The organism is Pseudomonas sp. BB438 (genome assembly GCF_057180225.1).
In genome coordinates this window covers 1,194,852-1,220,522 of the sequence record NZ_CM170001.1, presented here as the reverse complement: position 1 = coordinate 1,220,522, position 25,671 = coordinate 1,194,852, and the positions used below count along the sequence as shown (strand labels likewise).

The following is a 25,671-nucleotide window of genomic DNA, read 5'->3' as shown; positions in this document are numbered from 1 at the left end:
GAACTGTTGTCAACAATGGGCGGCGATGATAGCAGAACCGCCCTTTGCTGAACACCAATCACATTGATACTCCTGATAAATCGACTCAATCGGCCTGACGACGCAGGAAGGCCGGGATGTCCAGGTAGTCCAGGTCGTCCTGCGGGTTCAGCTTGGCCGCGGTGGCTGCGCCGCCGTGGCTCTGGTTGCGCATGACGGTCGGGCGGTCCAGGTCACGGTAGTTCACCGACTGCTGCTCGCGCTGAACCGGAGACTGAGTGCTGACGGCCTGGGTCTGAACGGTGTTGTCGACGACCTTGACCGGTTTCTCCAGGCGCGCGCCCAGGCCGGTGGCGACCACAGTGACGTGCAGCTCGTCGCGCATGTCCGGATCGATCACGGTGCCCACTTTCACGGTGGCGTGCTCGGATGCGAACTGCTCGATGATATTACCCACGTCGGAGTATTCGCCCAGGGAAAGGTCGGGACCGGCGGTGATGTTGACCAGGATGCCGCGGGCACCCTGCAGGTTGACGTCTTCCAGCAGCGGGTTGCGGATCGCGGCTTCGGTCGCCTCGCGAGCGCGGTTCGGGCCGCTGGCGCAGCCGGTACCCATCATGGCCATGCCCATTTCGCTCATGACGGTTTTCACGTCGGCGAAGTCGACGTTGATCATGCCCGGGCGCTTGATGATGTCGGAGATACCGCGAACGGCACCGGCCAGTACGTCATCAGCCTTGGCGAAGGCGGCTAACAGGCTCGCGTCCTTGCCCAGGATGGTCAGCAGTTTTTCGTTCGGGATGGTGATCAGCGAGTCGACGCTTTCTGCCAGCGAGCGGATGCCCTCGTCGGCGATCTGCATGCGCTTGCGGCCCTCGAACGGGAACGGACGGGTGACCACGGCCACGGTGAGGATGCCCATTTCCTTGGCAACCTCGGCAATGATCGGCGCAGCACCGGTACCGGTACCGCCACCCATGCCGGTGGTAATGAAGACCATGTCGGCACCTTCCAGGACTTCGGCGATACGCTCGCGGTCCTCGATGGCGGCCTGACGACCCACTTCCGGGTTGGCGCCAGCCCCCAGGCCCTTGGTCACGCCCGGGCCGAGCTGCAGCACGGTGCGCGCGGCGATGTTCTTCAACGCCTGCGCATCGGTGTTGGCGCAAATGAATTCGACGCCATCAACGTTGTTCTTGGCCATGTGGTTCACGGCATTGCCGCCGCCACCACCTACGCCGATCACCTTGATGACTGCTGTTTGCGGGACGTTATCTACCAGTTCAAACATTTCCCCTCTCCTTCCTTTCTAGTTGTGTTGCCTACGTTTACCGCGGTGGTAAATCAGAAATTGCCCTGGACCCAGCGTTTGAGCTTTTCCAGTACCGGTGTCTTGGGTTCGTCGCTGCTGAAGCTGCTGCCGGACATGGAAATGCCGTCGGATTGTTTCTGCAGTCCGTACAGGAGCAGCCCCACACCGGTGGAATAGATAGGATTGCGCACGACATCGGCCAATCCCTTGACGCTGTGGGGTACGCCGAGGCGTACCGGCATGTGAAAAATCTCTTCGGCCAGTTCGACGGCGCCTTCCATCTTGGAAGTACCGCCTGTCAGGACGATCCCGGCTGGAATCAGGTCCTCGTAGCCACTGCGGCGCAGTTCGGCCTGAACCAGGGTGAAAAGCTCGTCGTAACGCGGCTCGACCACTTCGGCAAGCGCCTGGCGCGACAGTTCCCGCGGCGGACGATCTCCGACGCTGGGCACCTTGATGGTTTCGCCCGGACCGGCCAGCTTGGCCAGCGCACAGGCGTATCGAATCTTGATTTCCTCAGCGTACTGAGTCGGAGTGCGCAACGCCATGGCGATGTCGTTGGTGACCTGATCGCCGGCGATCGGGATTACCGCCGTATGGCGGATCGCGCCTTCGGTGAAGATGGCGATGTCGGTGGTACCGCCACCGATGTCCACCAGGCACACGCCCAGCTCCTTCTCGTCCTCGGTGAGCACGGAGTAGGCCGAGGCCAGCTGCTCGAGGATGATGTCGTCCACCTCCAGACCGCAGCGGCGCACGCACTTCTCGATGTTCTGCGCAGCGTTCACCGCACAGGTCACCACGTGCACCTTGGCTTCCAGACGCACACCGGACATGCCCAGCGGCTCGCGAACGCCTTCCTGGTTGTCGATCACGTAGTCCTGGGCCAGGGTATGCAGCACACGCTGGTCGGCCGGGATGGCCACGGCCTGGGCCGCGTCCAGTACGCGCTCGATGTCCGCGCCGCTGACTTCGCGATCACGAATCGCCACGATGCCGTGGGAATTCAGGCTGCGGATATGGTTACCGGCGATACCGACGAAGGCCGAGTGGATACGGCAGCCAGCCATCTGCTGGGCTTCATCGATGGCGCGCTGGATCGATTGCACGGTGGACTCGATGTTGACCACCACACCTTTTTTCAGGCCGCGCGACGGATGCGTCCCGATGCCGACGATTTCCAGCTTGCCATCAGCCGCTACCTCGCCCACCAGTGCCACCACCTTGGAGGTACCGATGTCCAGGCCGACGACCATTTTGCCGCTCTGCACGCTTGCCATGTTTATAGAAGTCTCCTCAACTCACTGCGCGGCGGTGGTCTGAGCCACCGTCGCTTCCGGCACCGGATCTCGCCATGCCACGGCCAGGCCGTTGGGATAGCGCATGTCGATGCGGGCAATTTTCGTAATCTGGTCTTTCAGCGCCTTGTCGTAGATGGTCACGAACCGGCGAATCTGTTCTACCGCGTGATCGCGGCCCAGCATGATCTCCACGCCTTGCGCGGTGCCCAGGGTCCAGGCGCCGCGCGAACTCATGTCCAGGCTGGCGATGGTGAAGCCCAGCGGGCGGAGCATCTGGCTGAGAATCTGGTACTGCTGCATTACCTGTTGCTGAGCACGCTGCGGGCCGGATAGGCGCGGCAGGTGTTCGTAGTTGGCCACTTCCCGCGGAGCGAATGCCTGCCCCTGGTTGTTCAGCAGCGCTTCGTCCCCCCAACGGGCGATGGGCAATTGCTCGTCCAGGCGAATCACCACCTGGTCGGGCCACAGACGGCGCACCTCGGCGTGGGCGATCCAGGGCATCTGCTCCAGCTCCTGGCGCATACCGGCCAGGTCAATGGTGAAGAAGCTGGCCGACACGTAGGGGCTGATCCGCTGCTGCACCGCCGCCTGGCTGATGTAGCTGAGATCGCCTTCCACGCTGACCTTGGCGATTGGCCGGTCCGCATAGGGCAGCACGTACTGCGCGCCGTAGTAAGCACCACCGCCAAGCACACCCAGCACCAGGGGCCACAGCAGCACTTTCAGGAAACCGAAGCTGGGCTTGGGCATACGGGCGCTGAGCGGCTCCTTGGCCACCAGACGGCTGGCGCCGCGCGGCACCGGCTTGCGTGCAGGTGCACGGCCGACTCCGGGATTCTGGTGACGAAGCTGCGCGCCGTTCATGACTTACCCCCTTGCCTCGACGCTGTCGGCGAGGATCGCCAGCACAAGCTGCTGGAAATCCAGGCCGGCCACGCGCGCGGCCATGGGCACCAGGCTGTGGTCGGTCATGCCCGGTGCAGTGTTCACTTCCAGCAGCCAGAAGCGCCCCTGGGCGTCCTGCATCACGTCGGCCCGGCCCCAGCCCTGGATGCCAAGAGCATCGCAGGCGCGCGCGGTCAGGTCCTTGAGTTCCTGTTCCTTGTCGGCATCGAGGCCGCAGGGAATCTGGTACTGGGTATCGTTGGCCAGGTACTTCGCGTCGTAGTCGTAGAAGGTATGCGGGGTGCCCAGGCGAATGGGCGGCAGCACCTGGCCACGCAGGACAGCGATGGTGAATTCGGGACCACTGATCCACTGCTCGACGAGCACCTGCGGATCGTATTTCGCAGCACCAGCCCAGGCGGCGATCAGTTCCTGCTCGCTATTCACCTTGGCCATGCCAATGCTCGAACCCTCGTTGGCCGGCTTGACGATCAGCGGGAAGCCCAGCTTCGCGGCGGCGGCGCGGCAATCGTCCTCGCTGGCCAGTACGGCGTGGTCCGGCGTCGGCAGGCCGAGGCTCAGCCACACGCGCTTCGTGCGCAGCTTGTCCATGGCCAGGGCCGATGCGAGCACGCCGCTGCCGGTGTAGGGAATGCCGGCGATTTCCAGCAGGCCCTGCATGGTGCCGTCTTCACCGCCGCGGCCGTGGAGGATGATGAAGGCGCGGTCGATCTTCTCGCGGGTCAGACGCTCCAGCAGATCGTCGCCCACATCGATGCCGAAGGCGTCGACACCTGCATCCTGCAGAGCCTGCAGGACCATGGCGCCGGACTTCAGCGACACCTCGCGCTCGGCACTCTTGCCGCCGTACAGCACGGCGACGCGACCGAAGGCGCGGGGCTCGAGGGCGGACTTGAGGGCGTCACTCATTGTTTCTTCCCCTCGGCGCCAGCATTGGCGACGCCGAACATCGGATTCTTGATCAGTGCCGGAGCCAGCCCGCCGATATCGCCGGCGCCCTGGCAGAGCAGGATGTCGCCCGGACGCAGCAGCGGCTTGAGCAGCGAAGCGAGGTCCCCGCCGCGCTCCAGGTAGATCGGGTCGAGCTGGCCACGCTGACGGATGCTGTGGCACAGGTGACGGCTGTCAGCACCGGGGATCGGCTCTTCACCGGCCGGGTAGACCTCCATCAGCATCAGCACGTTCGCCTCGCCCAGCACCTGCACGAAGTCGTCGTACAGATCGCGGGTACGGGTGTAACGGTGCGGCTGGTAGACCATCACCAGACGACGCTCCGGCCAACCACCGCGCACGGCCTTGATCACCGCCGCGACTTCGCGCGGGTGGTGGCCGTAATCGTCGACCAGCATCACGCTGCCGCCCTCCACCTGCAGGTCGCCATAGACCTGGAAGCGTCGGCCAACGCCCTGGAAACCGGACAGACCCTGGACGATCGCCTCGTCGGAGATGCCTTCGTCGGTAGCGATGACGATGGTCGCCAGCGAATTCAGCACGTTGTGCAGGCCGGGCATGTTCACCGAGACGTCCAGCGGCTCGCGCTCGGGGCGCAGCACGGTGAACCAGGTGCGCATGCCTTCCTGGCGGATGTTGATGGCGCGGACGTCGGCATCCTCGCTCAGGCCGTAGGTCACGGTCGGACGAGCGACCTGCGGCAGGATCTCGCGCACCACTGGGTCGTCCACGCAGACCACGGCCAGGCCGTAGAACGGCAGGTTGTGCAGGAAGTCGACGAAGGTGCGCTTCAGCTTGTTGAAGTCACCGCCGTAGGTGCTCATGTGGTCGGCGTCGATGTTGGTGACCACCGAGACCATCGGCTGCAGGTGCAGGAAGCTCGCGTCGCTCTCGTCGGCCTCGGCCACCAGGTAGCGGCTGGTGCCCAGCTGCGCGTTGGTACCGGCGGCGTTCAGGCGGCCGCCGATGACGAAGGTCGGATCCAGGCCGCCAGCGGCGAATACCGAGGCGATCAGGCTGGTAGTGGTGGTCTTGCCGTGGGTACCGGCGACCGCGATGCCATGGCGGTAGCGCATCAGCTCGGCGAGCATCTCGGCGCGCGGCACGACCGGCACGCGGCGGTCCAGCGCGGCAGCGACTTCCGGGTTCGACTTGTTCACTGCGCTGGACACCACCAGCACGTCGGCGCCGTCGGAGTTCTCCGCACGGTGGCCAATGAAGATTTCCGCACCGAACTTCTGCAGGCGCTCGGTGACCGGCGACGCCTTGAGGTCGGAGCCGGAGACTTCGTAGCCGAGGTTGAGCAGCACTTCCGCGATACCGCACATGCCCACGCCACCGATGCCGACGAAGTGGATGCGGCGGATGCGCCGCATGGTGCGGGTGACGCCAGTGGGTTCTTTAACCACGGGCCACCTCCAGGCAGGCATCGACTACCGTGCGGGTAGCCTCGGGCTTGGCCAGGCTGCGTGCGCGAGCGGCCATGCGGGTCAGGGAATCGGGATGCATCAATACCTCGGACAACTGCGCGGCCAGTTCGGCGGCGCTGGTAGATTTCTGTGGCAGCAGGTGGGCCGCGCCCTCCCTCACCAGGAATTCGGCGTTCTTGGTCTGGTGGTCATCGATCGCGTGGGGCAGCGGCACCAGGAAGGACGGCAGGCCAGCAGCGGTCAATTCGCTGACGGTCAACGCACCGGCGCGGCAGATCACCAGATCGGCCCAGGCGTAGGCGGCGGCCATGTCGGCGATGAACGGAGCTACGTCCGCTTCGACACCCGCTGCGCGATAACGCTCCGCCGTAATGTCGTCATGCTGACGACCGGCCTGATGGCGAATGGCCGGGCGAATCTCCGCCTGCACCTGCGCCAGCGCATCGGGCAGCAGCTTGTTCAGCGGCTCGGCACCCAGGCTGCCACCGAGCACCAGCAGGTTGACGCGGCGGCCGGCCAACGGCGCGCGGGCGCCCTCTTCCAGGAACAGCTCGACACGCACCGGGTTGCCGGTGGTCAGGCGCTTGGCGCTGCTGTCGAAGGTATCCGGGAAGGCCTCGCAGACCCGCTTGGCCAGCGGCGCAAGGGTGCGGTTGGCGGTGCCGGCGACGGCATTCTGTTCATGGATCACCAGCGGCACGCCGGACAGCTTGGCAGCCAACCCGCCCGGGCCGGTGACGTAGCCGCCCAGGCCGAGCACGCAGACCGGCTTGAGCTGGCGAACCACCCCCAGGGCCTGGAACAGCGACTTGAGCAGATCGAACGGCGCACGCAGCAACGACTTGATGCCCTTGCCGCGCAGGCCGCTGACGTTGATCAGGTGCAGCGGCAGGCCGGCCTTGGGTACCAGGTCGTTCTCGATGCCGCGCGGGGTGCCCAGCCAGTGCACGCTATAGCCACGCGCCTGGAACTCACGGGCGCAGGCCAATGCCGGGAACACGTGTCCACCGGTGCCGCCTGCCATGATCAGGACGTTACCTTTCATCGGCAAAGTCCTCTTCGCTGAATTCATATTCCTCGCTGCCCATCACGGTGCGGCGTTCCCATTCGATGCGCAGCAACATTCCCAGACAGGCGCAGCAGATCACCAACGAACTGCCGCCATAACTGAGGAACGGCAGGGTCAGGCCCTTGGTCGGCAGCAGGCCGACGTTCACGCCCACGTTGATCAGGAACTGGCCGATCCACAGGAACGCCAGGCCATAGGCGACGTAGGCGGAGAAGTACTGTTTCGACTGCTCGGCCCAGATGCCGATGTACAGCGCGCGCAGGCTGACGAAGACGAACAGGCCGACGGTGGCCATGGCGCCGACGATGCCCAATTCTTCGGCCAGCACGGCGAACACGAAGTCGGTGTGCGCCTCCGGCAGGTAGAACTGCTTCTGGATGCTGTTGCCCAGGCCCATGCCGGTCCAGCCGCCACGGCCGAAGGCGATCAGCGCCTGGCTGAGCTGGTAGCCCGCGCCGAACTGGTCGGCCCAGGGGTCGGTGAAGTTGGTCAGGCGCGCCATCCGGTAGGGCTGGGTCTGGATCAGCAGCACTACCGCGCCGACCGCCAGCGCGACCATCAGGCCAAAGCGGAACAGGCCGACGCCGCCGAGGAACAGCATCGCGGCGGCCGCGCCCATCATCACGACGGTGGCGCCGAAGTCAGGCTCGCGCAGCAGCAGGCCAGCCATCGGCAGCAACACCACGAAGGGCTTGAAGAAGCCCAGCCAGCTCTCGCGCACCTCTTCCTGGCGACGGACGAGGTAGCCGGCCATGAAGATCACCACGAAGACCTTGGCGATCTCCGAGGGCTGGATGTTGAACAGGCCGAAGCCGATCCAGCGCATGGAGCCGTTCACCTCGCGACCGATGCCGGGCGTGATCACCATCACCAGCAGCACGAAGGCCACGGCCAGCAGCTTCCAGCCCAGGCGCTGCCAGGTCTCCATGGGCACCATCATGGTCACGCCACAAGCGACGAAGCCGATGGCCAGGTAGATCAGGTGGCGGACCGAGAAGTACAGCGGGTTGCCAGACTGCGCCGCGGCGACTTCGGAGGACGCCGAGGTGACCATCACCAGGCCGAGGCCGAGCAGCGCCAGACAACCCGCGAGCAGCGGGAAGTCGATGTCGATGCCGTTACGGCTGATCAGCGGGGACGGATAGGGGCGCAGGAAGGAGAACATCAGGCGAGCTCCTCCACGGCCTTGGCGAACAAGCGTCCGCGTTCTTCGTAGTTCTTGAACATGTCCAGGCTTGCGCAGGCAGGGGACAGCAGCACCGCGTCCCCCGGCAGGGCCAGGTCGGCAGCGTGCGCGACGGCTTCGTCCAGGGTATTGACGCGCACCTTGGGCACCACATTGCCGAGGGCAGCGCCCACCCGCTCTGCGTCGCGGCCCAGCAGCACCACGGCACGGCAGTGCTGCGCGACCGGATCACGCAAGTCATTGAAGTCGGCACCCTTGCCGTCGCCACCGGCGATCAGCACCAGCTTGCCGTCGATGTCTCCACCCAGGCCTTCGATCGCGGCCAGGGCGGCGCCGACATTGGTGGCCTTGGAGTCGTCGTAGTAGCTCACACCGTTGCGCTCGCGCACCCACTGGCAGCGATGGGCAAGGCCGGCGAATTCACGCAGGGTCTGCAACATCGGCGCGAACGGCAGGCCGACGGCGTGACCCAGCGCCAGCGCAGCGAGAGCGTTGGACTGGTTGTGCGCACCACGGATCTTCAGCTCGCGAGCCGGCATCAGCTTGTCGAACTGGAAGGCCAGCCACTTCTCACCGTCTTCCTCGATCAGGCCGAATGCCTTGAAGTCCGGCTTGTTGGTACCGAAGGTCCAGCACGGCACGGTGTCGGCGATCAGCGGGCGGCTGAGCGCATCGGCACGGTTCACCACGACCTGTCTGGCCCCCCGGAAGATGCGGTGCTTGGCCAGGTGGTAGTCGGCCATGCCGTCGTAGCGGTCCATGTGGTCTTCGCTGACGTTCAGGCAGGTGGCGACCTCGGCGTTCAGGCGTTCACAGGTTTCCAGCTGGAAGCTGGACAGCTCCACCACGTACAGCTCGACGTCATCGGCCAGCAGGTCCAGCGCCGGGGTGCCGAGGTTGCCGCCCACGGCGACACGTTTGCCGGCAGCCTTGGCCATGTCGCCCACCAGGGTGGTGACGGTGCTCTTGGCATTGGAGCCGGTGATGGCGACGATGGGCGCCTTGGCGTGACGCGCGAACAGGTCGACGTCACCGGACAGGCGCACGCCGCGGGCGGCGGCTTCGATCAGCGCCGGCACGCGCAGCGACAGGCCGGGGCTCACGTAGAGCTCCTGGGCGCGGCAGAGGAAATCGGCATCGAGGTCGCCGCAGCGCACCTCGACCTGCGGATACTGCTCGCGCAGGGTCGCCAGCTCCGGCGGATTCGCGCGCGTATCAGCCACGGCAAACGGCACGCCCTGGCGCGCCAAGTAGCGCGCCAGGGACATGCCGCTCTTGCCGAGGCCGACAACGATGCGGAATTGGTCGGAAGCGATCAGGCTCATGCTCGATCAGTCCTCAACGCAGTTTCAACGTGGCCAGGCCGATCAGCACGAGAATCACCGTGATGATCCAGAAACGCACGATCACACGCGGCTCCGGCCAGCCTTTGAGTTCGAAGTGGTGGTGGATCGGCGCCATGCGGAACACCCGCTTGCCGGTCAACTTGAAGGAGGCGACCTGGATCACCACCGACAGGGTTTCCATGACGAACACGCCACCCATGATGAACAGCACGATTTCCTGGCGGACGATCACGGCGATGGTGCCCAGCGCGGCGCCGAGGGCCAGTGCGCCGACGTCCCCCATGAACACCTGGGCCGGATAGGTGTTGAACCAGAGGAAGCCCAACCCCGCGCCGACGATGGCGCCGCAGAAGATGATCAGCTCGCCTGCGCCCGGAACGCTCGGGATGAACAGGTATTCGGCGAATTTGATGTTGCCCGACAGGTAGCAGAAGATCCCCAGCGCGCCGCCGACCATTACGGTGGGCATGATCGCCAGGCCATCGAGGCCGTCGGTCAGGTTCACCGCGTTGCTGGAGCCGACGATCACGAAGTAGGTCAGCACCACGAAGAAGATACCCAGCGGGATCTCGACGTTCTTCAGCATCGGTACGATCAGGGTGGTCTCGACCGGGGTCTCGGCAGTCATATAAAGGAAGATCGCCGCGCCCAGGCCGAATACCGACTGCCAGAAATACTTCCAGCGGCTCGGCAGGCCGCGGGAGTTCTTTTCGATCACCTTGCGGTAGTCATCCACCCAGCCGATGGCGCCGAACAGCAGGGTCACGGCCAGCACGACCCAGACATAGCGGTTCGACCAGTCGGACCACAACAGGGTGCTGATGGCGATCGCGGTGAGGATCAGCGCGCCCCCCATGGTCGGCGTGCCTTTCTTGGACAGGTGCGATTGCGGGCCGTCGTTACGCACCGACTGGCCGATCTGACGGATCTGCAGGGTGCGGATCATCCACGGGCCCAGCCAGAGCGACAGGGCCAGCGCGGTCAGCACGCTCAGGATGCCGCGCAGGGTCAGGTACTGGAAGACGCCGAAGCCCTTGTAGAACTGTTGCAGGTACTCGGCGAGCAGCAGCAGCATTTAGTGACTCTCCTCGGAGGAACCGCACAGCGCCGCGACGACCTTGTCCATCGCCGCGCTGCGGGAACCCTTGATCAGAATGGTGGTTGTCGAAGCTTCGTCGGCCAAGGCACTGATCAGGCTGGCCTGATCGGCGAAGTGCCGGCCCGCGGAACCGAACGCCTGCACGGCGTGGCTCATCAGCGGTCCGACGGCATAGAGCGCGGTGACTTTGCCAATGGCGTAGGCCCCCACCTCCCGGTGGGAAGACTCCGCCCAGGCACCCAGCTCGCCCATGTCCCCGAGGACCAGGACGGTCCGGCCGGAAAAGCCGGCGAGTATATCAATCGCCGCGCAGATTGAAGCCGGGTTGGCGTTGTAGCTGTCGTCGATCACGCGCATGCCATTCGTCGCCAGCTGGGCTACGGCGCGCCCCTTGACCGGCTGCAGGTTCTGCAGGCCGGAAACGATGCCGACCAGCGGCACGCCAAGGGCATGAGCGGCAGCGGCAGCAGCCAGCGCGTTGGTGACATTGTGCTCACCCAGCAGGTTCAGCTGAACGGCAGCCTCGCCGGCCGGGCCCTGCAGGGTGAATCCCGGGCAACCACGGGCATCACGCTTGACGTCGCTGGCGCGGAAATCGGCGCGGGCGTCGTGCAGACCGAAGCTGGAAATGCGGCGGCCGGCGGCGCGGGCCTGCCAGGTATCAAAAGCCTTGTCGTCGCGATTGAGAATGGCCACGCCGTCGCCAGCCAGCCCCTCGAGAATCTCGCCCTTGGCCAGGACGATCTTGTCCTGCCCACCGAACTCGCCCACATGGGCGGTGCCGGCGTTGGTGATGATGGCGACCTGCGGGCGGGTCAACGCGACCGTGTAGGCAATCTCGCCGACACGGTTGGCGCCCAGCTCGATGACCGCACTCTTGTGCTCAGGGGCAAGCCGCAACAGGGTCAGCGGCGCACCAAGGTCGTTGTTCAGGTTGCCGCGAGTCGCCAGGACTTCGCCCTGGGTCCGCAGGATGCTGGCGAGCATCTCCTTCACGGTGGTCTTCCCGCTGGAGCCGGTCACGGCAGCCACGCGGCCGGTGAAGGCAGTGCGGTTCAGCGCGCCGAGCTGCCCCAGCGCGATACGGGTGTCTGCCACAAGCAATTGCGGCAGCGGCGCGTCGGCGACCTCGCGCTCGACCAGGGCGGCAACCGCGCCCTTGGCGGCCACGTCGGCCAGGTAATCGTGACCGTCGAAGCGCGGGCCGGTCAGGGCGATGAACAGCTGGCCGGGCACGATGGCGCGGCTGTCGGTGCTCACGGCGTCGAAGCGGGCGTCGGCACCGACCACACGGCCTTGCAGCGCACCTGCGACTTCGTTGAGCGACAGGGGTTTAAGCACGCTTCACCTCCCAGGCAGCCAGCGCCTTGGCGGCTTGTTCCAGATCGGAGAACGGGTGGCGAACGCCGTCGATCTCCTGGTAATCCTCATGCCCTTTGCCCGCCAAGAGCACAACGTCATCGACGCCCGCAGAGGCGATCAGGCGGGCGATAGCGTCGCCACGACCGGGAATGAACTCGACTGTCTCGGGTTTGGCGAAACCGGCACGGATGTCGGCGATGATCGCCTCGCTCTTCTCGGTACGCGGGTTGTCGTCGGTAACCAGCACGCGATCGGCATGCTGCTCGGCGATCTGCGCCATGATCGGCCGCTTGCCGCTGTCACGGTCACCGCCACAGCCGAACAGGCAGAGCAACTGACCCTGCACGTGCGGGCGCAGGGCCAGCAGTACTTTTTCCAGCGCATCCGGGGTGTGGGCGTAGTCCACGACCACCAGCGGCTTGTCGCCACCACCCAGGCGCTGCATGCGACCGATGGGACCTTCGAGTTGCGGCAGTAGCTTGAGCACATCACCCAGCGGGTAATCCAGGCCCAGCAAGGCGCCGACCACGGCCAGCAGGTTGCTCAGGTTGAACTTGCCCAGCAGCGAGCTGCGCAGCAGGCCTTCACCCTGCGGGGTGACGATCTGCGCCTGCACGCCGGCGTCGCTGAAGGTCGCTTCGCGGCAGTAGATGTAGGCCGACGGGTCACTCAGGCTGTAGCCCATCAGGCGGGATTCGTGGGACTCGGCGGCCAGTTGGCGGCCAAAGTCGTCGTCCAGGTTGATTACCCGGCAACGCAGCCCCTGCCAGGCGAACAACTTGGCCTTGGCGGCGCCATATGCCTCCATCGAGCCGTGGTAGTCGAGGTGGTCGCGGGACAGGTTGGTGAACACCGCCACATCGAAGCCCAGCGCCGCGACGCGGCCCTGCTCCAGGCCGTGGGACGACACTTCCATGGCCACGGCTTTGGCGCCGGCCTGCTTCAGGCGCGCCAGGGTGGCCTGCACCGCCAGCGGATCAGGCGTGGTGTGTCGGCCGCTTTCCAGCGCGCCATAGAAACCGGTACCGAGGGTGCCAACAATGCCGCAGCGCTCACCGAGCAGATCCAGCGCCTGGGCCACCAGTTGGCTGACGCTGGTCTTGCCGTTGGTGCCGGTCACGCCCACCAGCTCGACGCCACGGCTGGGTTCGCCATAGAAGCGACCCGCGATGGCAGACAACTGCTTGGCGAGGCCCTTGATGGCGATCATCGGCACATCGCTGGGCGGCAGGTCGACCGCACCTTCTGCCTCATAGGCAACGGCGGCGGCGCCCTGGGTCAGCGCCGCGGCAATGTGCCCGCGGCCGTCCTGGCGACCGCCCGGTACGGCCAGGAACAGGTCGCCCGGCTTGACGGTACGGCTGTCCAGGGTCAGTTCACGGATCAGTTCTCCGCTTTCGGCTTGCGGCAGCAATTGGTTCAGGCTCATCGGCATCAGCCACGCCCTCCTTTGGCAGCGGGCGCAGCATCGGCTTGTTGCTGCGGAGTCGCCGGCAGGTTGTCCGGCGGCACATTCATCAGTCGCAGCGTTCCGGACATCACCTTGCTGAACACCGGCGCGGAAACCAGGCCACCGAAGTAGCCGGCCTTGCTGGGTTCGTCGATGACGACCACGGCGACGTAACGCGGGTTGTTCATCGGCGCGAAACCGGCGAACAGGGAACGATAGGAGTTCTCCGCATAGCCTTTGGCGCCGGTGGCGGTCTTGCGCGCGGTACCCGACTTGCCGGCCACGTGGTAACCCGGCACTTGGGCGCGGTATACACCGTTCGGTGCTTCGATCACTTGCTGGAGCATGCCCTGCATGGTCTTGGCGACCGCCTCAGGAATGACCTGGACAGCGTCCGCCGGGCGGTCGGCGCGGACCATGGTCAGCGGCACGCTGCGGCCGTTGTTGGCCAGCGCCGCGTAGGCATGGGCCAGCTGGATGGCAGTCACGGACAAGCCGTAGCCGTAGGACAGCGTCGCCGTCTCGGCCTTGCGCCACTCGCGGTAGTTCGGCAGGTTGCCGACGCGCTCGCCGGGAAAGCCCAGGCCGGTGTCCTGGCCGAGACCGACCTTCTGCATCACGTTGTAGATGGCCTCGCCACCGATATCGAAGGCGACCTTGCTCATGCCGACGTTACTGGAGCGGATCAGGATACCGGTCAGGTCCAGCACCGGGCCCTCGGTACGGGACACGTCGCGGATGGTGTAGCGGCCGATCTGCAGGGTGCCGGGGTAGACCTCGACCTTGTCGGTGGGCTTCCAGCGACCGGTTTCCAGCGCCGCGCTCATGGAGAACGGCTTCATGGTCGAACCCGGCTCGAACACGTCGATCATGGCACGGTTACGCATCATCGCCGGCTGCAGGTTGCGACGGTTGTTCGGGTTGTAGGTCGGCTGGTTGGCCATGGCCAGCACTTCGCCGCTCTTCACGTCGAGAATCACCAGGCTGCCGGCCTTCGCGCCGTTTTCCACCAGCGCGTTGCGCAGCTCACGGTTGGCGAGGTACTGCAGGCGAAGGTCGATGGACAGGGCGAGGGTCTTGCCAGCCTTGGCATTGCGAGTGACCTGTACGTCACGAATCAGATGGCCGCGGCGGTCCTTGAGCACCTGGCGCTTGCCCGGAACACCCGCCAGCCAGCTGTCGAAGGCAAGCTCGACGCCTTCGCGACCACGATCGTCGACGTCGGTGAAGCCCACCACCTGCGCGGCGACTTCGCCGGACGGGTAGAAGCGGCGGAACTCCTCGACCGAATAGACGCCGGGGATGCGGTGGGCCTTCACCTGAGCCATCACGGCGTCGCCCTGCTCCGGCGTCAGGCCACGGACCAGGTAGATGAACTCCTTGTCGGCGTTCGCTTCCAGGCGCTCGGACAAGGCCGCTTGCGGCTGACCAAGAGCATCGGCAAGGAAGCCCCATTTTTCACGCTCGAGCACCAGCTCCTTGGGGTTGGCCCAGAGCGTGGCGACCGGAGTACTGACGGCCAGTGGCTCGCCGTTGCGGTCAGTGATCAGGCCCCGATGCGCAGGAATGGAGATATGCCGCACGCTGCGCGCATCGCCCTGCCCCTTGAGGAAATCGTGGTCGATGACGTGCAGGTCGACGATCCGCCAGGCGATCGCAGCCACCATCGTCATCAGCAGCGCGATGACGACGCGGAAGCGCCAGGGATAGCGAGCGCCGGCCAGGTCTCTCATGGCGCCACCATGATGATTTCGGTCGGGTCGGGTACGCGCATCTTCAGCTGGTCGGTCGCCAGGCCTTCGATACGGCTATGGGCTGTCCACGTGCTCTGCTCGAGGATCAGGCGGCCGTATTCGGCCTGCGCCTTGTCACGCACATTGAGCTCGGTGTACAGCGAGTTGAGCAGCTGACGATTCCAGTACGCGCTGTACGAGACAGAGATGGCCGACAGCAGCACACCGATGAACAGCAACAGCATGAAGAAGCTGCCGGTCGGCAGGCGCTTGGAGAAGAGACGGCTCATCTCAGCTTCTCCGCAATACGCATGACCGCGCTGCGCGAGCGCGGGTTGGCCTTGAGCTCAGCCTCGGAAGCGTAGACCGGCTTGCCGATCAATTTCAGGCGCGGATCAAAAGGCTTGACCTGGATCGGCAGGTTGCGTGGCAGGTTGTCCGCCTCGCCCTTCACCTGCTTGCGCATGAACTGTTTGACGATGCGGTCTTCCAGCGAGTGGAAGCTGATCACGACCAGGCGACCGCCCACAGCCAGACCTTCCAGCGCGGCTTCAAGGCCACGCTCCAGATCGCCCAGCTCGTTGTTGATGAAGATGCGCAGCCCCTGGAAGGCGCGAGTGGCCGGGTTCTTGCCCTTCTCCCAGGCCGGATTGGCCTCGGTGATCACGGCAGCCAGGTCGGCAGTGCGCTCGAACGGTGCTTCCGCTCGGCGCTGCACGATAGCGCGGGCCATGCGCTTGGCGAAACGCTCTTCGCCGTAATCCTTGAACACGCGGGCGATCTCGTCTTCCGCCGCCGTGGCGATCCACTGCGCGGCACTGACGCCCTGGCCCGGGTTCATGCGCATGTCCAGCGGGCCGTCATTGAGGAAGCTGAAACCGCGCTCGGGGTCATCCAGCTGCGGCGAGGACACGCCCAGGTCCAGCAGAACGCCATTCACACTGCCCTGCAGGCCACGCGCCGTGAACTCTTCCCCCATCTCGGCGAAGGACCTTTGCACAATGACGAAGCGGCCGTCTTCGGCCGCCAGTGTTTTTCCCGTCGCGATGGCTTGGGGATCCTTGTCGAACCCGAGCAGTTGACCGCCCGGGCCGAGCTTGCCGAGCAAGGCCCGGCTGTGCCCTCCCCTTCCGAAGGTTCCATCCACATAGCGGCCGCCCTCCAGGGGGGCCAGCGCTTCGACGGCCTCCTCGAGCAGAACGGTGATGTGTTGGAAGGTACTGGTCACAGGCAGGCTCACAGAATAAGGTCGCGCAGTTCATCCGGCAGACCGCCGGGTTCTTTGATGGCTGCGAGATCGGCCTCGGCAACCGCATTCCATTTGTCTTCGTCCCACAACTGGAACTTGTTCAGCTGGCCGACCAGCATCGCTTTCTTGTCCAGGCCGGCGTATTCACGCAGGCGCGGCGGAACGAGGAAGCGCCCGGCGCTATCCAGTTCCAGGTCAACGGCATTACCAATCAACAAACGCTGCAGGCGCCGCGTTTCTTCACGCAGCGACGGCAGTTCACGCAGCTTGGCTTCAATGAGCTCCCATTCGGGGAGGGGGTAAACGGTGAGGCAGGTGTCGACGGCATCGATGGTGACGATGAGCTGGCCATTGCAACGCGAAACGAGCTCATCACGATACCGACTCGGCATCGCGAGGCGCCCTTTGGCGTCGAGACTGATGGCGTTAGCTCCGCGAAACACGTCAGCGCTTCCCCTGTGGTTGGCTATCCATGCCTGTTGATCCCACTTTTACCCACTTCGTACCACTTCCGCACACTATAGAAATCCGCGCTCCCCACCGTCAAGGTAAGCCCGAGGGGAAAAATCCTTACAGGACCGAGATTTAGCGTGCTTTTGCGATGTTCGGGGAGGGAATTGGACGCGCTAGAAAAGAGAAAAGCCCAGTGTTTTCAAAACACTGGGCTTTCATACTTAAAGTGATTTCTTAAGTTTGCAGCTTCTTCCGATCAGCGACAAATGGTCATGTGGGAAGAAGTGGCAGAAAAGTGGTGAGAGTCGATCTGTAAGCCGGGTTCTGTCGAGGACAGCCATTCCTCTGGGACATACATCACTGCATGCCTCAAGCGATCTACCCGAACCCAACGCGGGCCGCGCCAATGGGTTCCTATTTGATCTTGCTCCGAGTGGGGTTTACCTAGCCACGAACTGTTGCCAGCCGTGCGGTGCGCTCTTACCGCACCTTTTCACCCTTACCGGCGCTTGCGCGCTTAGGCGGTTATTTTCTGTGGCACTTTCCGTAGGCTCGCGCCTCCCAGGCGTTACCTGGCACTCTGCCCTATGGAGCCCGGACTTTCCTCCACCCCGTGATGGAACACCACGGAACAGCGACTGTCCAATCGACTCTCAGTCCGCAAGGTTAGCGGCTGACGACGCTCAGGACAAGCTCAAGCCTTACCCTGACGCTCCAGCGCGATCTGGTAAAGCTGGTTCTTGCGCGCCCCGGTGATCTCCGCGGCCAGGGCTGCAGCGCGCTTGACCGGCAGCTCCGCCAGCAGCAGATCGAGCACCCGCAGGGTCTGCGCATCCACCGCCTCGTCACCTTCCGGCGTCGGCTTGCCGGCCACCAACAGCACACACTCGCCACGCTGCTGATTGCTGTCGGATGCCACGAATTCGCGCAACTCGCCCAGCGGCAGCCCCTTCAGGGTCTCGAACGTCTTGGTCAGCTCTCGGGCCAACAGTGCCGGCCGCTCGTCGCCGAAGATCGCCGCCATATCCTCGATGCACTCAAGGATACGGTGCGGCGCTTCGTAGAAGATCAGGGTGCGCGGCTCATCCAGCAGCGCCTCCAGACGACCACGGCGGCCAGCAGCCTTCGCCGGCAGGAAGCCTTCGAAGACGAAGCGATCCGACGGCAGCCCTGCCGCGGACAGCGCCGCAATCAGGGCGCAGGCACCGGGCACCGGCACCACCGCGATCCCCGCCGCGCGCGCCTGGCGCACCAGGTGGTAGCCCGGATCGGAAATCAGCGGCGTGCCCGCATCGGAAATCAGCGCGACATCCTCCCCGGCCTGCAGCTTGGTGAGGAAACGACCACCCTGCTCTCGCTCGTTGTGCTCGTGACAGGCCGCCAGTGGCGTCTGGATCCCGAAATGCTGCAGCAGGCGCACGGAATGACGGGTGTCTTCGGCGGCGATGAGCGCCACGTCAGCCAGCACCTTCAGTGCACGAGCACTGATGTCGTCCAGGTTGCCGATGGGAGTGGCCACCACATAGAGAGTGCCTAGGGTCACGCGGGAGAACCTCACCGGAAGTGTCGGAAAAGACGCATTGTATCCCGATTCCGGCAGCCGCCATCGCGTCACCCTCGCCGCTTGGGTACAATCGGCAGCTCTTTGAATGCGTCACGAGAAGCCCGATATGATCGCTCGCCTGCGTCCGCTATCCGCTCTGTTCCTGGCCGGCATGCTCGCCGCCTGTGCGTCCTCCCCGTCGTCCAATCTCGGCGAACTGCCGCGCACCCCGGACGCCAGCATCGAACAGCTGCTGCAGCAGGCCTCCACCGCCAAGCCAGACGAAGCTGCCGTGCTGCGCCTGTCCGCCGCGGACCTCGCCTACAAGCAGAAGGACCTCGGCCGCTCCACGCAGATCCTCGATCAGATTCCGATGGACAGCCTGAAGCCCGCCCAGCAGGTCTTCGCCAGCACCCTGCGCGCCCAGCTCGAACTCGCCCGCAACAAGACCAAGGCAGCCCTGAAGGCCTTCGACAATCCCAACTTCCAGCGTCTGGGCGAGATGCCCGTGGACCTGCAGGCCCGCGCCGGCATGGTCAAGTCCCTGGCCCTGGCCGCCGACGGCCAGCCCCTGAGCGCCGCCCGCGAACGCGTCTTCATCGATCCACTGCTCAACGCCGAGGCCAGCAAGGCCAACCATGAGGAAATCTGGAAACTGGTTTCCAGCCTGCCGCTGGACCAGATGCAGGCGAGCAGCAATGAAGGCGACCTGAACGGCTGGCTGGAACTGGCGCGCATCACCAAATCCTCCTCGACTCTGAAGGAGCAGCAGTCAAACATCGACAACTGGGTCGCGCAGAATCCGGACCATCCGGCCGCCAAGGAGTTGCCGGAAGCCCTGACCAAGCTGAAATCACTGGCTGCCCAGCCGCTGAACAAGATTGGCCTGCTGCTGCCGCAACAGGGTCAGCTCGCCTCGGTTGCCCGCGCCCTGCAGGACGGCTTCCTGGCCGCCTATTACCAGGCCCAGCAGAGCGGCCAGGCACAGCCGGCGATCAAGCTGTACGACAGCAGCCAGGTGCGCTCGCTGGACGAGTTCTACCGCCAGGCCCAGGCCGACGGCGTGCAACTGGTGGTGGGACCACTGGAGAAGAACCTGGTCAAGCAGATGAGCAGCCAGCCGCAACTGCCGATCACCACCCTGGCGCTGAACTACGCCGACGGCAATCAGGAAGGCCCGGCCCAGCTGTTCCAGTTCGGCCTGTCCGCCGAGGATGAAGCCCGCGAAGTCGCCAACCGCGCTTGGAACGACGGCATGCGGCGCGCCGTGGCCCTTGTCCCGCGTGGCGAGTGGGGCGACCGCGTACTGGCGTCGTTCAGTCGCAACTGGCAGGCCGCCGGAGGCACACTGATCGCCGCCGAGCACGTCGACCAGCCGGTGGAACTGGCCCGCCAGATCGCCGACCTGTTGCAACTGCGCCAGAGCGAAGGCCGCGCCAAGCGCCTCCAGGGCGTACTCGACAGCAGCGTCGACACCCAGCCGTCGCGCCGCCAGGACATCGACTTCATCTTCCTTGCCGCCACCCCGCAGCAGGCTCGCCAGATCAAGCCGACTCTCGCCTTCCAGTACGCAGGGGACCTGCCGGTCTATGCCACTTCCAACCTGTACACCGGCGTGAACAACCCGGCCCAGGACCAGGACCTGAACGGCATCCGCTTCTGCGAAACCCCGTGGCTGTTGACCCCCAACAACGCCTTGCGCCAGCAGGTCGCTGCACAGTGGCCGGCCGCCAACGGCAGCCTTGGCCGCCTGTACGCCATGGGCGCTGACGCCTACCAGCTGGCCCCACGCCTGCCGGAGCTCAAGGCCGTGCCGAGCATGCAGGTAGACGGTCTGACCGGCACACTGAGCGTCAGCGCCGGCCAGCGAGTGGAGCGCCGCCTGCCCTGGGCGGAGTTCAGGAATGGCCAGGTCCAGCCGCTGGAGAACAGCGGTATTTGATCGGCAACAGCCCCACCCAGAAGGCCGGGCAGCAGGCGGAAGCCACCGCCCTGGCCCATCTGGAACAGCATGGATTGCGCCTCCTGGCGCAGAACTGGACGTGCCGCCGAGGCGAGCTTGATCTGGTCATGCTGGACGGCGATACAGTAGTATTCGTCGAAGTTCGCTCCCGCCGGCATTCTGCCTGGGGAGGAGCGCTGGAGAGCGTGGATTGGCGCAAGCGTGAGCGCCTGGCCATCTCCGCCGAACTCTTCCTGCAACAGAACGCCCGCTGGAGCAGTCATCCCTGCCGGTTCGACATCGTCGCCATCAACGCGCGCACTCAAGGCTCCGCAGGGCACTTGAACTGGATTCCCAACGCTTTTGACACCTGATCAGACGCCCGAAGAAAGGTCACACCTGATGGACATGCAATCCCGTATCCGCCAGCTCTTCCATGCCAGCATCGAGACCAAGCAACAGGCTACCGAGGTGCTCATCCCGCATATCGAGCAGGCCAGCATGGTCATGGTCAATGCCCTGCTGAACGAGGGCAAGATTCTCTCCTGCGGCAATGGCGGCTCCGCCGGCGATGCACAGCACTTCTCCTCCGAACTGCTGAACCGCTTCGAGCGCGAGCGCCCGAGCCTTCCGGCCGTCGCCCTCACCACCGACAGCTCGACCATTACCTCGATCGCCAACGACTACAGCTACAACGAGGTCTTCTCCAAGCAGATCCGCGCCCTGGGCCAACCGGGTGACGTGCTGCTGGCGATTTCTACCAGCGGCAACTCGGCGAACGTCATTCAGGCGATCCAGGCCGCACATGATCGCGAAATGGTTGTCGTAGCTCTGACCGGCCGCGACGGCGGCAACATGGCATCGTTGCTGCTGCCCGAAGACGTGGAGATCCGCGTTCCGGCCAAGGTCACCGCACGCATCCAGGAAGTCCACCTGCTGGTCATCCACTGCCTGTGCGACCTCATCGACCGTCAACTGTTCGGGAGTGAAGAATGACCCGTACCCCTCTGATCGCAGCCGCACTGGCCGTGACCATGGCTCTGGGTGGCTGCAGCAGCTTCGTCAGCGCCACCCGCGACAAGCCGATCGACGACGACAAGGGCACCCGCACCCTTGGCAGCAAGATCGACGACTCGCTGATCGAAACCAAGGTGGCAGTCAACGTCGCTAAGGCCGATCCGGACCTCGACCGCAATTCCCACGTCGTGGTGATCAGCTACAACGGCGTGGTACTGCTGGCCGGCCAGACCCCGCGCGCCGACCTGAAGAACAAGGCCGAGCAGGCCGCCAAGGAAGTGCAGAAGGTCAAGACCGTGCACAACGAGCTGCAGATCCTGCAGCCCTCCTCCCTGGCTGCCCGCAGCAACGACACCTGGCTGACCACCAAGATCAAGAGCCAGATGCTCGCCGACGCCAACGTGCCCTCCACCCGCATCAAGGTCCTGACCGAGAACGGCATCGTCTACATGCTCGGCCTGGTTACCCGCAGGGAAGGCGACCTGGCAACCCAGGTGGTCCAGGGCGTGGACGGCGTGCAGAAGATCGTCCGCCTGTTCGAGTACATCGACTGATCTGGATCGCAGGCATGAAAAAGGCGACCCTCGGGTCGCCTTTTTATTACTTCACCACCTTGAGACTCGGTCGGCCACTGGGGCGCGGCGGCTCGTCGGATGGGCCGTCATCCGGCAATTCCTCGTCGTCGGTAGGTACCGGCGGTTCCAGATCGAAGACCATGCCCTGGCCATTCTCCCGCGCGTAGATGGCCATCACGGCCTGAGACGGGATGTACAGGCTCTGGGCAACACCACCGAAACGCCCTTCAAAGCTGACCGCCTCATTATCCATCTGCAGGTGACGTACCGCGGTCGGCGAGACGTTGAGCACGATCTGGCCGTCGCTGGCATAACCCGGCGGCACCCGCACTCCCGGATACTCGGAATTCACCAGGATATGCGGGGTACAGCCGTTGTCGACGATCCACTCATAGAGGGCTCGCACGAGGTAGGGACGACTGGAGTTCATCAGCAGGCTCCTTAGCGCATATCACGTTCGATAGAGGACAGGCTTGCACGGAAAGTTTCCCGTGCAAACTGTCGCTCCATGTAATCCAGCAGCGGCTTCGCCGGCCGCGGCAGCTCGATACCCAGGATCGGCAGGCGCCAGAGGATCGGCAGCAGACAGCAATCCACCAGGCTGAGCTCATCACTGAGGAAGAACGCCTTATCGGCGAACAGCGGCGACACCCCTGTCAGGCTCTCACGCAATTCCTTGCGCGCCAAGGCTCGTTCTGCGTCCTTGCGGCGGGTATCGAGGATGCGATCCACTAGGCTGCACCAGTCGCGCTGGATACGGTGCATCAGCAGCCGGCTGTTTGCGCGGGCGACCGGGTAGACCGGAAGCAGCGGCGGGTGCGGATAACGCTCGTCGAGGTACTCCATGACCACCGTCGACTCATAGAGCGCGAGATCGCGATCCACCAGGGTCGGCAGGCTGCCATAGGGATTCACTTCGGCGAGTTTGGCCGGGATGTTGCCGGCGGGTACGTCAATGATGTCGGCAACGACACTCTTCTCGGCCAGCACCAGGCGCACGCGATGGCTGTAGTGACAGGCAGGGTCGGAGAAACAGGTGAGCTTGTTGATTGCGGCCATGCCGCGCGCCTCCTCGCAGGATTTCTTGTGGGAGGTAGAAAAACGCACGCGCGCCCCGTAGGGCGCGCGCTTGTTACTACGACGGGTGGTGCTTAGTGCACGTCCTTCCAGTATTCACGCTTGAGCAGGTAGGCGAATACGAAGAAGAAGGCCAGGAACAACAGGACGTAGGTACCGATGCGGTGAGAGTCCAGCTTGTTCGGGTCAGCCGAATAAGCCAGGAAGGTCACCAGGTTCTTCACCTTCTCGTCGAACTGGGCTTCGGTCAGCTGGCCGGATTTCGGCACGATGGTCAGCTGGTCGCAGGCCTCGTGGGTCAGCGGGGTTCCCGTCAGAGGATCGTACTGCTTCTTGCCATCCTCGACGACCTGGACCTGCTTGCAGCCGACGACCTGACGACCCTGCAGGCTTACCAGCACGTTCGGCATGCCGACGTTCGGGAAGACCTTGTTGTTCACGCCCCACGGACGCTTGGGATCTTCGTAGAACGAACGCAGGTAGGTGTACAGCCAGTCAGTGCCGCGTACGCGGGCTACCAGAGTCAGGTCCGGCGGTGCAGCACCGAACCAGACCTTGGCGTCAGCCGGTTTCATGCCGATATCCATGTGGTCACCGATCTTCGCACCGGTGAATACCAGGTGACTCATCATCAGCTCTTCCGGAATACCCAGATCACGGCCGACACGCTCATAACGCTGGAACTTGGCGCTGTGGCAGCCCATGCAGTAGTTGGCGAAGGTACGCGCGCCATCCTGCATGGCGGCCTTGTCGGTCAGGTCGATATCGACCTTGTCCAGGGCCGGACCATGGCCTTCGGCAGCGAAGCCGAAGACGGGCAGCAGAGCCAGAACAAATGCAGCGAATTGCTTTTTCATCAGCCAGTCACCCTTTCCGGAACCGGTTTGGTTTTCTCCATCCGGGTGTAGAACGGCATCAGGATGAAGAAGGCGAAATACAGAATGGTGCACAGGCGGGACAGCGTGGTACCCAGCGGCGAAGGCGCTTGCGAGCCGTAGTAGCCGAGGATCACGAAGGAAACCGCGAAGATCACCAGCCAGATCTTGCTCAGCCAGCCCTTGTAGCGGATCGAGCGAACCGGGCTACGGTCCAGCCACGGCAGCACGAACAGCACGGCGATGGCAGCGCCCATGGCGATGACACCCATCAGCTTGTCCGGAACGGCGCGCAGGATGGCGTAGAACGGAGTGAAGTACCAGACCGGGGCAATGTGGTCCGGGGTCTTGAACTGGTTCGCCATCTCGAAGTTGGGCTTCTCGAGGAAGAATCCGCCCATTTCCGGGAAGAAGAAGATCACGGTGCAGAAAACGAACAGGAAGACCACGACACCGACGATGTCCTTCACGGTGTAGTACGGGTGGAACGGAATGCCATCCAGCGGGATGCCGTTCTCGTCCTTCTTCTTCTTGATGTCCACGCCGTCGGGGTTGTTCGAACCGACTTCGTGCAGTGCCAGGATGTGCAGCACGACCAGGCCGAGCAGGACGATCGGCAGCGCGATCACGTGCAGGGCGAAGAAGCGGTTCAGGGTGATGCCGGAGATCAGGAAGTCACCGCGGATCCACTGGGACAGGTCTTCGCCGACAACCGGAATGGCACCGAACAGCGAGATGATCACCTGGGCACCCCAGTACGACATCTGGCCCCACGGCAGCAGGTAGCCCATGAAGGCCTCGGCCATCAGGGCGAGGTAGATCAGCATGCCGAAGATCCACACCAGCTCGCGCGGCTTCTGGTACGAACCGTACAGCAGGCCACGGAACATGTGCAGGTAGACGACCACGAAGAACGCCGATGCACCGGTGGAGTGCATGTAGCGGATAATCCAGCCGTAATCTACATCTCGCATGATGTACTCGACGGAAGCGAAAGCTTCTTCCGCCGACGGGGTGAAGCTCATGGTCAGCCAGATACCAGTGAGGATCTGGTTCACCAGGACCAGCAGTGCGAGGGAGCCGAAGAAGTACCAGAAGTTGAAGTTCTTCGGGGCGTAGTACTTGCTCAGATGGTCTTCCCACATCTTGGTCGCGGGGAAGCGGGCATCGACCCAAGCCATGAACTTGTTCATCAGGCTTTCTCCTGGTCCACACCGATGGTCAGCTCGTCACCATCCAGCGTATAGGGCGGAATCGGCAGGTTCAGGGGCGCGGGCTGTCCCTTGTAAACGCGGCCGGCGAGGTCGTAATGGGAGCCGTGGCAGGGGCAGAAGTAGCCACCCTTCCAGTCCGGACCGAGGTCCGCGGGAGCGACTTCCGGGCGGAAGGTCGGCGAGCAGCCCAGGTGGGTGCAGATACCGACGATCACGGCCAGTTCAGGCTTGATCGAGCGCAGCTTGGGATCGACGTAAGCCGGCTGCTCCGAAGCCTTCGACTCGGGATCGGACAACTGACCTTCGAGGGTTGGCAACGCGTCGAGCATTTCCTTGGTGCGATGCACCAGGAACACCGGCTTGCCCCGCCACTCGGCCACGACCTGCTGGCCCGGCTCGATCTTCCCTACGTTGACCTTCACCGGCGCGCCAGCGGCCTTCGCCTTGGCACTGGGGAACCATGACCCCACGAACGGGACCGCAGCTCCGACCGCTCCTGCCGCACCTACCACCGAAGTGGCCGCGACAAGGAAGCGACGCCGGCCTGCATTCACGCCGTCATTACTCATTCAGTCGTCTCCCATCAGCTTCAAGCCTGTTCA

The 25,671-nt window shown here is 64.3% G+C and carries 25 protein-coding genes and 1 other RNA gene; 4 read left to right on the top strand and 22 right to left on the bottom strand.

Going from position 1 to position 25,671, the window contains the following annotated elements; genetic code table 11:
- Positions 1-85 precede the first annotated feature (85 nt).
- From ftsZ to rsmI, 17 genes are all read right to left on the bottom strand, one after another.
- Positions 86-1,270: a cell division protein FtsZ gene (gene ftsZ, locus AC1ZV1_RS05855; RefSeq protein ID WP_484295901.1), complete on the bottom strand. Its 1,185-nt coding sequence runs from the start codon at positions 1,268-1,270 to the stop codon at positions 86-88.
- Between the two features lie 53 nt (positions 1,271-1,323).
- Positions 1,324-2,571, bottom strand: a complete 1,248-nt coding sequence (gene ftsA / locus AC1ZV1_RS05850; RefSeq protein WP_045209630.1) for a cell division protein FtsA — start codon at positions 2,569-2,571, stop codon at positions 1,324-1,326.
- Between the two features lie 21 nt (positions 2,572-2,592).
- Positions 2,593-3,456 carry a cell division protein FtsQ/DivIB gene (locus tag AC1ZV1_RS05845; RefSeq protein ID WP_484295900.1) on the bottom strand — a complete coding sequence of 288 codons (864 nt, stop codon included), beginning with the start codon at positions 3,454-3,456 and terminating at the stop codon, positions 2,593-2,595.
- A 3-nt stretch (positions 3,457-3,459) separates the two neighbouring features.
- Positions 3,460-4,407: a D-alanine--D-alanine ligase gene (locus AC1ZV1_RS05840; protein ID WP_484295899.1), complete on the bottom strand. Its 948-nt coding sequence runs from the start codon at positions 4,405-4,407 to the stop codon at positions 3,460-3,462.
- Complete coding sequence (gene murC / locus AC1ZV1_RS05835) at positions 4,404-5,858, bottom strand: UDP-N-acetylmuramate--L-alanine ligase (protein ID WP_484295898.1); 1,455 nt, start codon at positions 5,856-5,858, stop codon at positions 4,404-4,406. Before murC ends, AC1ZV1_RS05840 begins: the two co-directional genes overlap by 4 nt.
- The gene (gene murG / locus AC1ZV1_RS05830; RefSeq protein WP_484295897.1) at positions 5,851-6,924 is read right to left on the bottom strand and encodes an undecaprenyldiphospho-muramoylpentapeptide beta-N-acetylglucosaminyltransferase; all 1,074 of its coding nucleotides are present in this window, start codon (positions 6,922-6,924) and stop codon (positions 5,851-5,853) included. The genes murC and murG overlap by 8 nt, the downstream gene beginning before the upstream one ends.
- Entirely contained in the window at positions 6,914-8,113 is a 1,200-nt protein-coding gene (ftsW, locus tag AC1ZV1_RS05825) for a putative lipid II flippase FtsW (protein WP_484295896.1), read from the bottom strand. The genes murG and ftsW overlap by 11 nt, the downstream gene beginning before the upstream one ends.
- On the bottom strand, positions 8,113-9,459 hold the full coding sequence (gene murD, locus AC1ZV1_RS05820; protein WP_484295895.1) for a UDP-N-acetylmuramoyl-L-alanine--D-glutamate ligase: 1,347 nt from the start codon (positions 9,457-9,459) through the stop codon (positions 8,113-8,115). Before murD ends, ftsW begins: the two co-directional genes overlap by 1 nt.
- A gap of 13 nt (positions 9,460-9,472) precedes the next feature.
- The gene (mraY, locus tag AC1ZV1_RS05815; protein ID WP_081517491.1) at positions 9,473-10,555 is read right to left on the bottom strand and encodes a phospho-N-acetylmuramoyl-pentapeptide-transferase; all 1,083 of its coding nucleotides are present in this window, start codon (positions 10,553-10,555) and stop codon (positions 9,473-9,475) included.
- Positions 10,556-11,920 carry a UDP-N-acetylmuramoyl-tripeptide--D-alanyl-D-alanine ligase gene (locus AC1ZV1_RS05810; RefSeq protein WP_484295894.1) on the bottom strand — a complete coding sequence of 455 codons (1,365 nt, stop codon included), beginning with the start codon at positions 11,918-11,920 and terminating at the stop codon, positions 10,556-10,558.
- Positions 11,913-13,376 carry a UDP-N-acetylmuramoyl-L-alanyl-D-glutamate--2,6-diaminopimelate ligase gene (locus AC1ZV1_RS05805; protein WP_484295893.1) on the bottom strand — a complete coding sequence of 488 codons (1,464 nt, stop codon included), beginning with the start codon at positions 13,374-13,376 and terminating at the stop codon, positions 11,913-11,915. The genes AC1ZV1_RS05810 and AC1ZV1_RS05805 overlap by 8 nt, the downstream gene beginning before the upstream one ends.
- Positions 13,376-15,124, bottom strand: a complete 1,749-nt coding sequence (locus AC1ZV1_RS05800; RefSeq protein ID WP_484295892.1) for a peptidoglycan D,D-transpeptidase FtsI family protein — start codon at positions 15,122-15,124, stop codon at positions 13,376-13,378. The genes AC1ZV1_RS05805 and AC1ZV1_RS05800 overlap by 1 nt, the downstream gene beginning before the upstream one ends.
- Positions 15,121-15,414, bottom strand: coding sequence for a cell division protein FtsL (ftsL, locus tag AC1ZV1_RS05795; protein ID WP_024764058.1), 294 nt, complete (start codon positions 15,412-15,414; stop codon positions 15,121-15,123). Before ftsL ends, AC1ZV1_RS05800 begins: the two co-directional genes overlap by 4 nt.
- On the bottom strand, positions 15,411-16,352 hold the full coding sequence (gene rsmH / locus AC1ZV1_RS05790; protein WP_484295891.1) for a 16S rRNA (cytosine(1402)-N(4))-methyltransferase RsmH: 942 nt from the start codon (positions 16,350-16,352) through the stop codon (positions 15,411-15,413). The genes ftsL and rsmH overlap by 4 nt, the downstream gene beginning before the upstream one ends.
- Positions 16,353-16,360: 8 nt before the next feature.
- A complete protein-coding gene (mraZ, locus tag AC1ZV1_RS05785) occupies positions 16,361-16,816 on the bottom strand; it encodes a division/cell wall cluster transcriptional repressor MraZ (protein ID WP_024764056.1) in 456 nt (151 codons plus the stop codon).
- Positions 16,817-17,123: 307 nt separating this feature from the next.
- An RNA gene (gene rnpB / locus AC1ZV1_RS05780) (RNase P RNA component class A) lies at positions 17,124-17,480 on the bottom strand.
- A 40-nt stretch (positions 17,481-17,520) separates the two neighbouring features.
- Positions 17,521-18,369, bottom strand: a complete 849-nt coding sequence (gene rsmI / locus AC1ZV1_RS05775) for a 16S rRNA (cytidine(1402)-2'-O)-methyltransferase (protein WP_484295890.1) — start codon at positions 18,367-18,369, stop codon at positions 17,521-17,523.
- Between the two features lie 127 nt (positions 18,370-18,496).
- Between rsmI and AC1ZV1_RS05770 the strand changes: the two genes are divergently transcribed.
- Genes AC1ZV1_RS05770 through AC1ZV1_RS05755 form a run of 4 tightly spaced genes read left to right on the top strand, consistent with a single transcriptional unit; the run spans position 18,497 to position 21,882 of the window.
- Complete coding sequence (locus tag AC1ZV1_RS05770; protein WP_484295889.1) at positions 18,497-20,311, top strand: penicillin-binding protein activator; 1,815 nt, start codon at positions 18,497-18,499, stop codon at positions 20,309-20,311.
- Positions 20,308-20,685, top strand: coding sequence for a YraN family protein (locus tag AC1ZV1_RS05765; protein ID WP_484295888.1), 378 nt, complete (start codon positions 20,308-20,310; stop codon positions 20,683-20,685). The genes AC1ZV1_RS05770 and AC1ZV1_RS05765 overlap by 4 nt, the downstream gene beginning before the upstream one ends.
- Positions 20,686-20,713: 28 nt before the next feature.
- Complete coding sequence (locus AC1ZV1_RS05760) at positions 20,714-21,307, top strand: phosphoheptose isomerase (protein ID WP_017518113.1); 594 nt, start codon at positions 20,714-20,716, stop codon at positions 21,305-21,307.
- Positions 21,304-21,882 carry a BON domain-containing protein gene (locus AC1ZV1_RS05755; protein WP_484295887.1) on the top strand — a complete coding sequence of 193 codons (579 nt, stop codon included), beginning with the start codon at positions 21,304-21,306 and terminating at the stop codon, positions 21,880-21,882. The genes AC1ZV1_RS05760 and AC1ZV1_RS05755 overlap by 4 nt, the downstream gene beginning before the upstream one ends.
- Positions 21,883-21,928: 46 nt before the next feature.
- Here AC1ZV1_RS05755 and AC1ZV1_RS05750 read toward each other — a convergent pair whose 3' ends face one another.
- The 5 genes from AC1ZV1_RS05750 to petA all read right to left on the bottom strand — a co-directional run bounded on the left by AC1ZV1_RS05750 (position 21,929) and on the right by petA (position 25,638).
- Complete coding sequence (locus AC1ZV1_RS05750; RefSeq protein WP_413347694.1) at positions 21,929-22,333, bottom strand: ClpXP protease specificity-enhancing factor; 405 nt, start codon at positions 22,331-22,333, stop codon at positions 21,929-21,931.
- 11 nt (positions 22,334-22,344) lie between these two features.
- Entirely contained in the window at positions 22,345-22,962 is a 618-nt protein-coding gene (locus tag AC1ZV1_RS05745) for a glutathione S-transferase N-terminal domain-containing protein (protein WP_413347693.1), read from the bottom strand.
- A gap of 92 nt (positions 22,963-23,054) precedes the next feature.
- A complete protein-coding gene (locus tag AC1ZV1_RS05740; protein ID WP_484295886.1) occupies positions 23,055-23,837 on the bottom strand; it encodes a cytochrome c1 in 783 nt (260 codons plus the stop codon).
- A complete protein-coding gene (locus tag AC1ZV1_RS05735; protein ID WP_484295885.1) occupies positions 23,837-25,048 on the bottom strand; it encodes a cytochrome b in 1,212 nt (403 codons plus the stop codon). The genes AC1ZV1_RS05740 and AC1ZV1_RS05735 overlap by 1 nt, the downstream gene beginning before the upstream one ends.
- Complete coding sequence (petA, locus tag AC1ZV1_RS05730; protein ID WP_239746514.1) at positions 25,048-25,638, bottom strand: ubiquinol-cytochrome c reductase iron-sulfur subunit; 591 nt, start codon at positions 25,636-25,638, stop codon at positions 25,048-25,050. The genes AC1ZV1_RS05735 and petA overlap by 1 nt, the downstream gene beginning before the upstream one ends.
- Positions 25,639-25,671: the final 33 nt, after the last annotated feature.

What these genes read in the sequence shown, in the direction of transcription:
- ftsA (WP_045209630.1), bottom strand. Translation starts at nt 2,571, where the DNA reads ATGGCAAGCGTGCAGAGCGGCAAAATGGTCGTCGGCCTGGACATCGGT.
- AC1ZV1_RS05845 (WP_484295900.1), bottom strand. Translation starts at nt 3,456, where the DNA reads ATGAACGGCGCGCAGCTTCGTCACCAGAATCCCGGAGTCGGCCGTGCA.
- AC1ZV1_RS05840 (WP_484295899.1), bottom strand. Translation starts at nt 4,407, where the DNA reads ATGAGTGACGCCCTCAAGTCCGCCCTCGAGCCCCGCGCCTTCGGTCGC.
- ftsW (WP_484295896.1), bottom strand. Translation starts at nt 8,113, where the DNA reads ATGTTCTCCTTCCTGCGCCCCTATCCGTCCCCGCTGATCAGCCGTAAC.
- mraY (WP_081517491.1), bottom strand. Translation starts at nt 10,555, where the DNA reads ATGCTGCTGCTGCTCGCCGAGTACCTGCAACAGTTCTACAAGGGCTTC.
- AC1ZV1_RS05735 (WP_484295885.1), bottom strand. Translation starts at nt 25,048, where the DNA reads ATGAACAAGTTCATGGCTTGGGTCGATGCCCGCTTCCCCGCGACCAAG.
- AC1ZV1_RS05750 (WP_413347694.1), bottom strand. Translation starts at nt 22,333, where the DNA reads ATGAACTCCAGTCGTCCCTACCTCGTGCGAGCCCTCTATGAGTGGATC.
- AC1ZV1_RS05770 (WP_484295889.1), top strand. Translation starts at nt 18,497, where the DNA reads ATGATCGCTCGCCTGCGTCCGCTATCCGCTCTGTTCCTGGCCGGCATG.
- petA (WP_239746514.1), bottom strand. Translation starts at nt 25,638, where the DNA reads ATGAGTAATGACGGCGTGAATGCAGGCCGGCGTCGCTTCCTTGTCGCG.
- AC1ZV1_RS05755 (WP_484295887.1), top strand. Translation starts at nt 21,304, where the DNA reads ATGACCCGTACCCCTCTGATCGCAGCCGCACTGGCCGTGACCATGGCT.
- murG (WP_484295897.1), bottom strand. Translation starts at nt 6,924, where the DNA reads ATGAAAGGTAACGTCCTGATCATGGCAGGCGGCACCGGTGGACACGTG.
- AC1ZV1_RS05760 (WP_017518113.1), top strand. Translation starts at nt 20,714, where the DNA reads ATGGACATGCAATCCCGTATCCGCCAGCTCTTCCATGCCAGCATCGAG.
- AC1ZV1_RS05805 (WP_484295893.1), bottom strand. Translation starts at nt 13,376, where the DNA reads ATGCCGATGAGCCTGAACCAATTGCTGCCGCAAGCCGAAAGCGGAGAA.
- ftsL (WP_024764058.1), bottom strand. Translation starts at nt 15,414, where the DNA reads ATGAGCCGTCTCTTCTCCAAGCGCCTGCCGACCGGCAGCTTCTTCATG.
- murD (WP_484295895.1), bottom strand. Translation starts at nt 9,459, where the DNA reads ATGAGCCTGATCGCTTCCGACCAATTCCGCATCGTTGTCGGCCTCGGC.
- ftsZ (WP_484295901.1), bottom strand. Translation starts at nt 1,270, where the DNA reads ATGTTTGAACTGGTAGATAACGTCCCGCAAACAGCAGTCATCAAGGTG.
- AC1ZV1_RS05800 (WP_484295892.1), bottom strand. Translation starts at nt 15,124, where the DNA reads ATGAGAGACCTGGCCGGCGCTCGCTATCCCTGGCGCTTCCGCGTCGTC.
- AC1ZV1_RS05740 (WP_484295886.1), bottom strand. Translation starts at nt 23,837, where the DNA reads ATGAAAAAGCAATTCGCTGCATTTGTTCTGGCTCTGCTGCCCGTCTTC.
- AC1ZV1_RS05745 (WP_413347693.1), bottom strand. Translation starts at nt 22,962, where the DNA reads ATGGCCGCAATCAACAAGCTCACCTGTTTCTCCGACCCTGCCTGTCAC.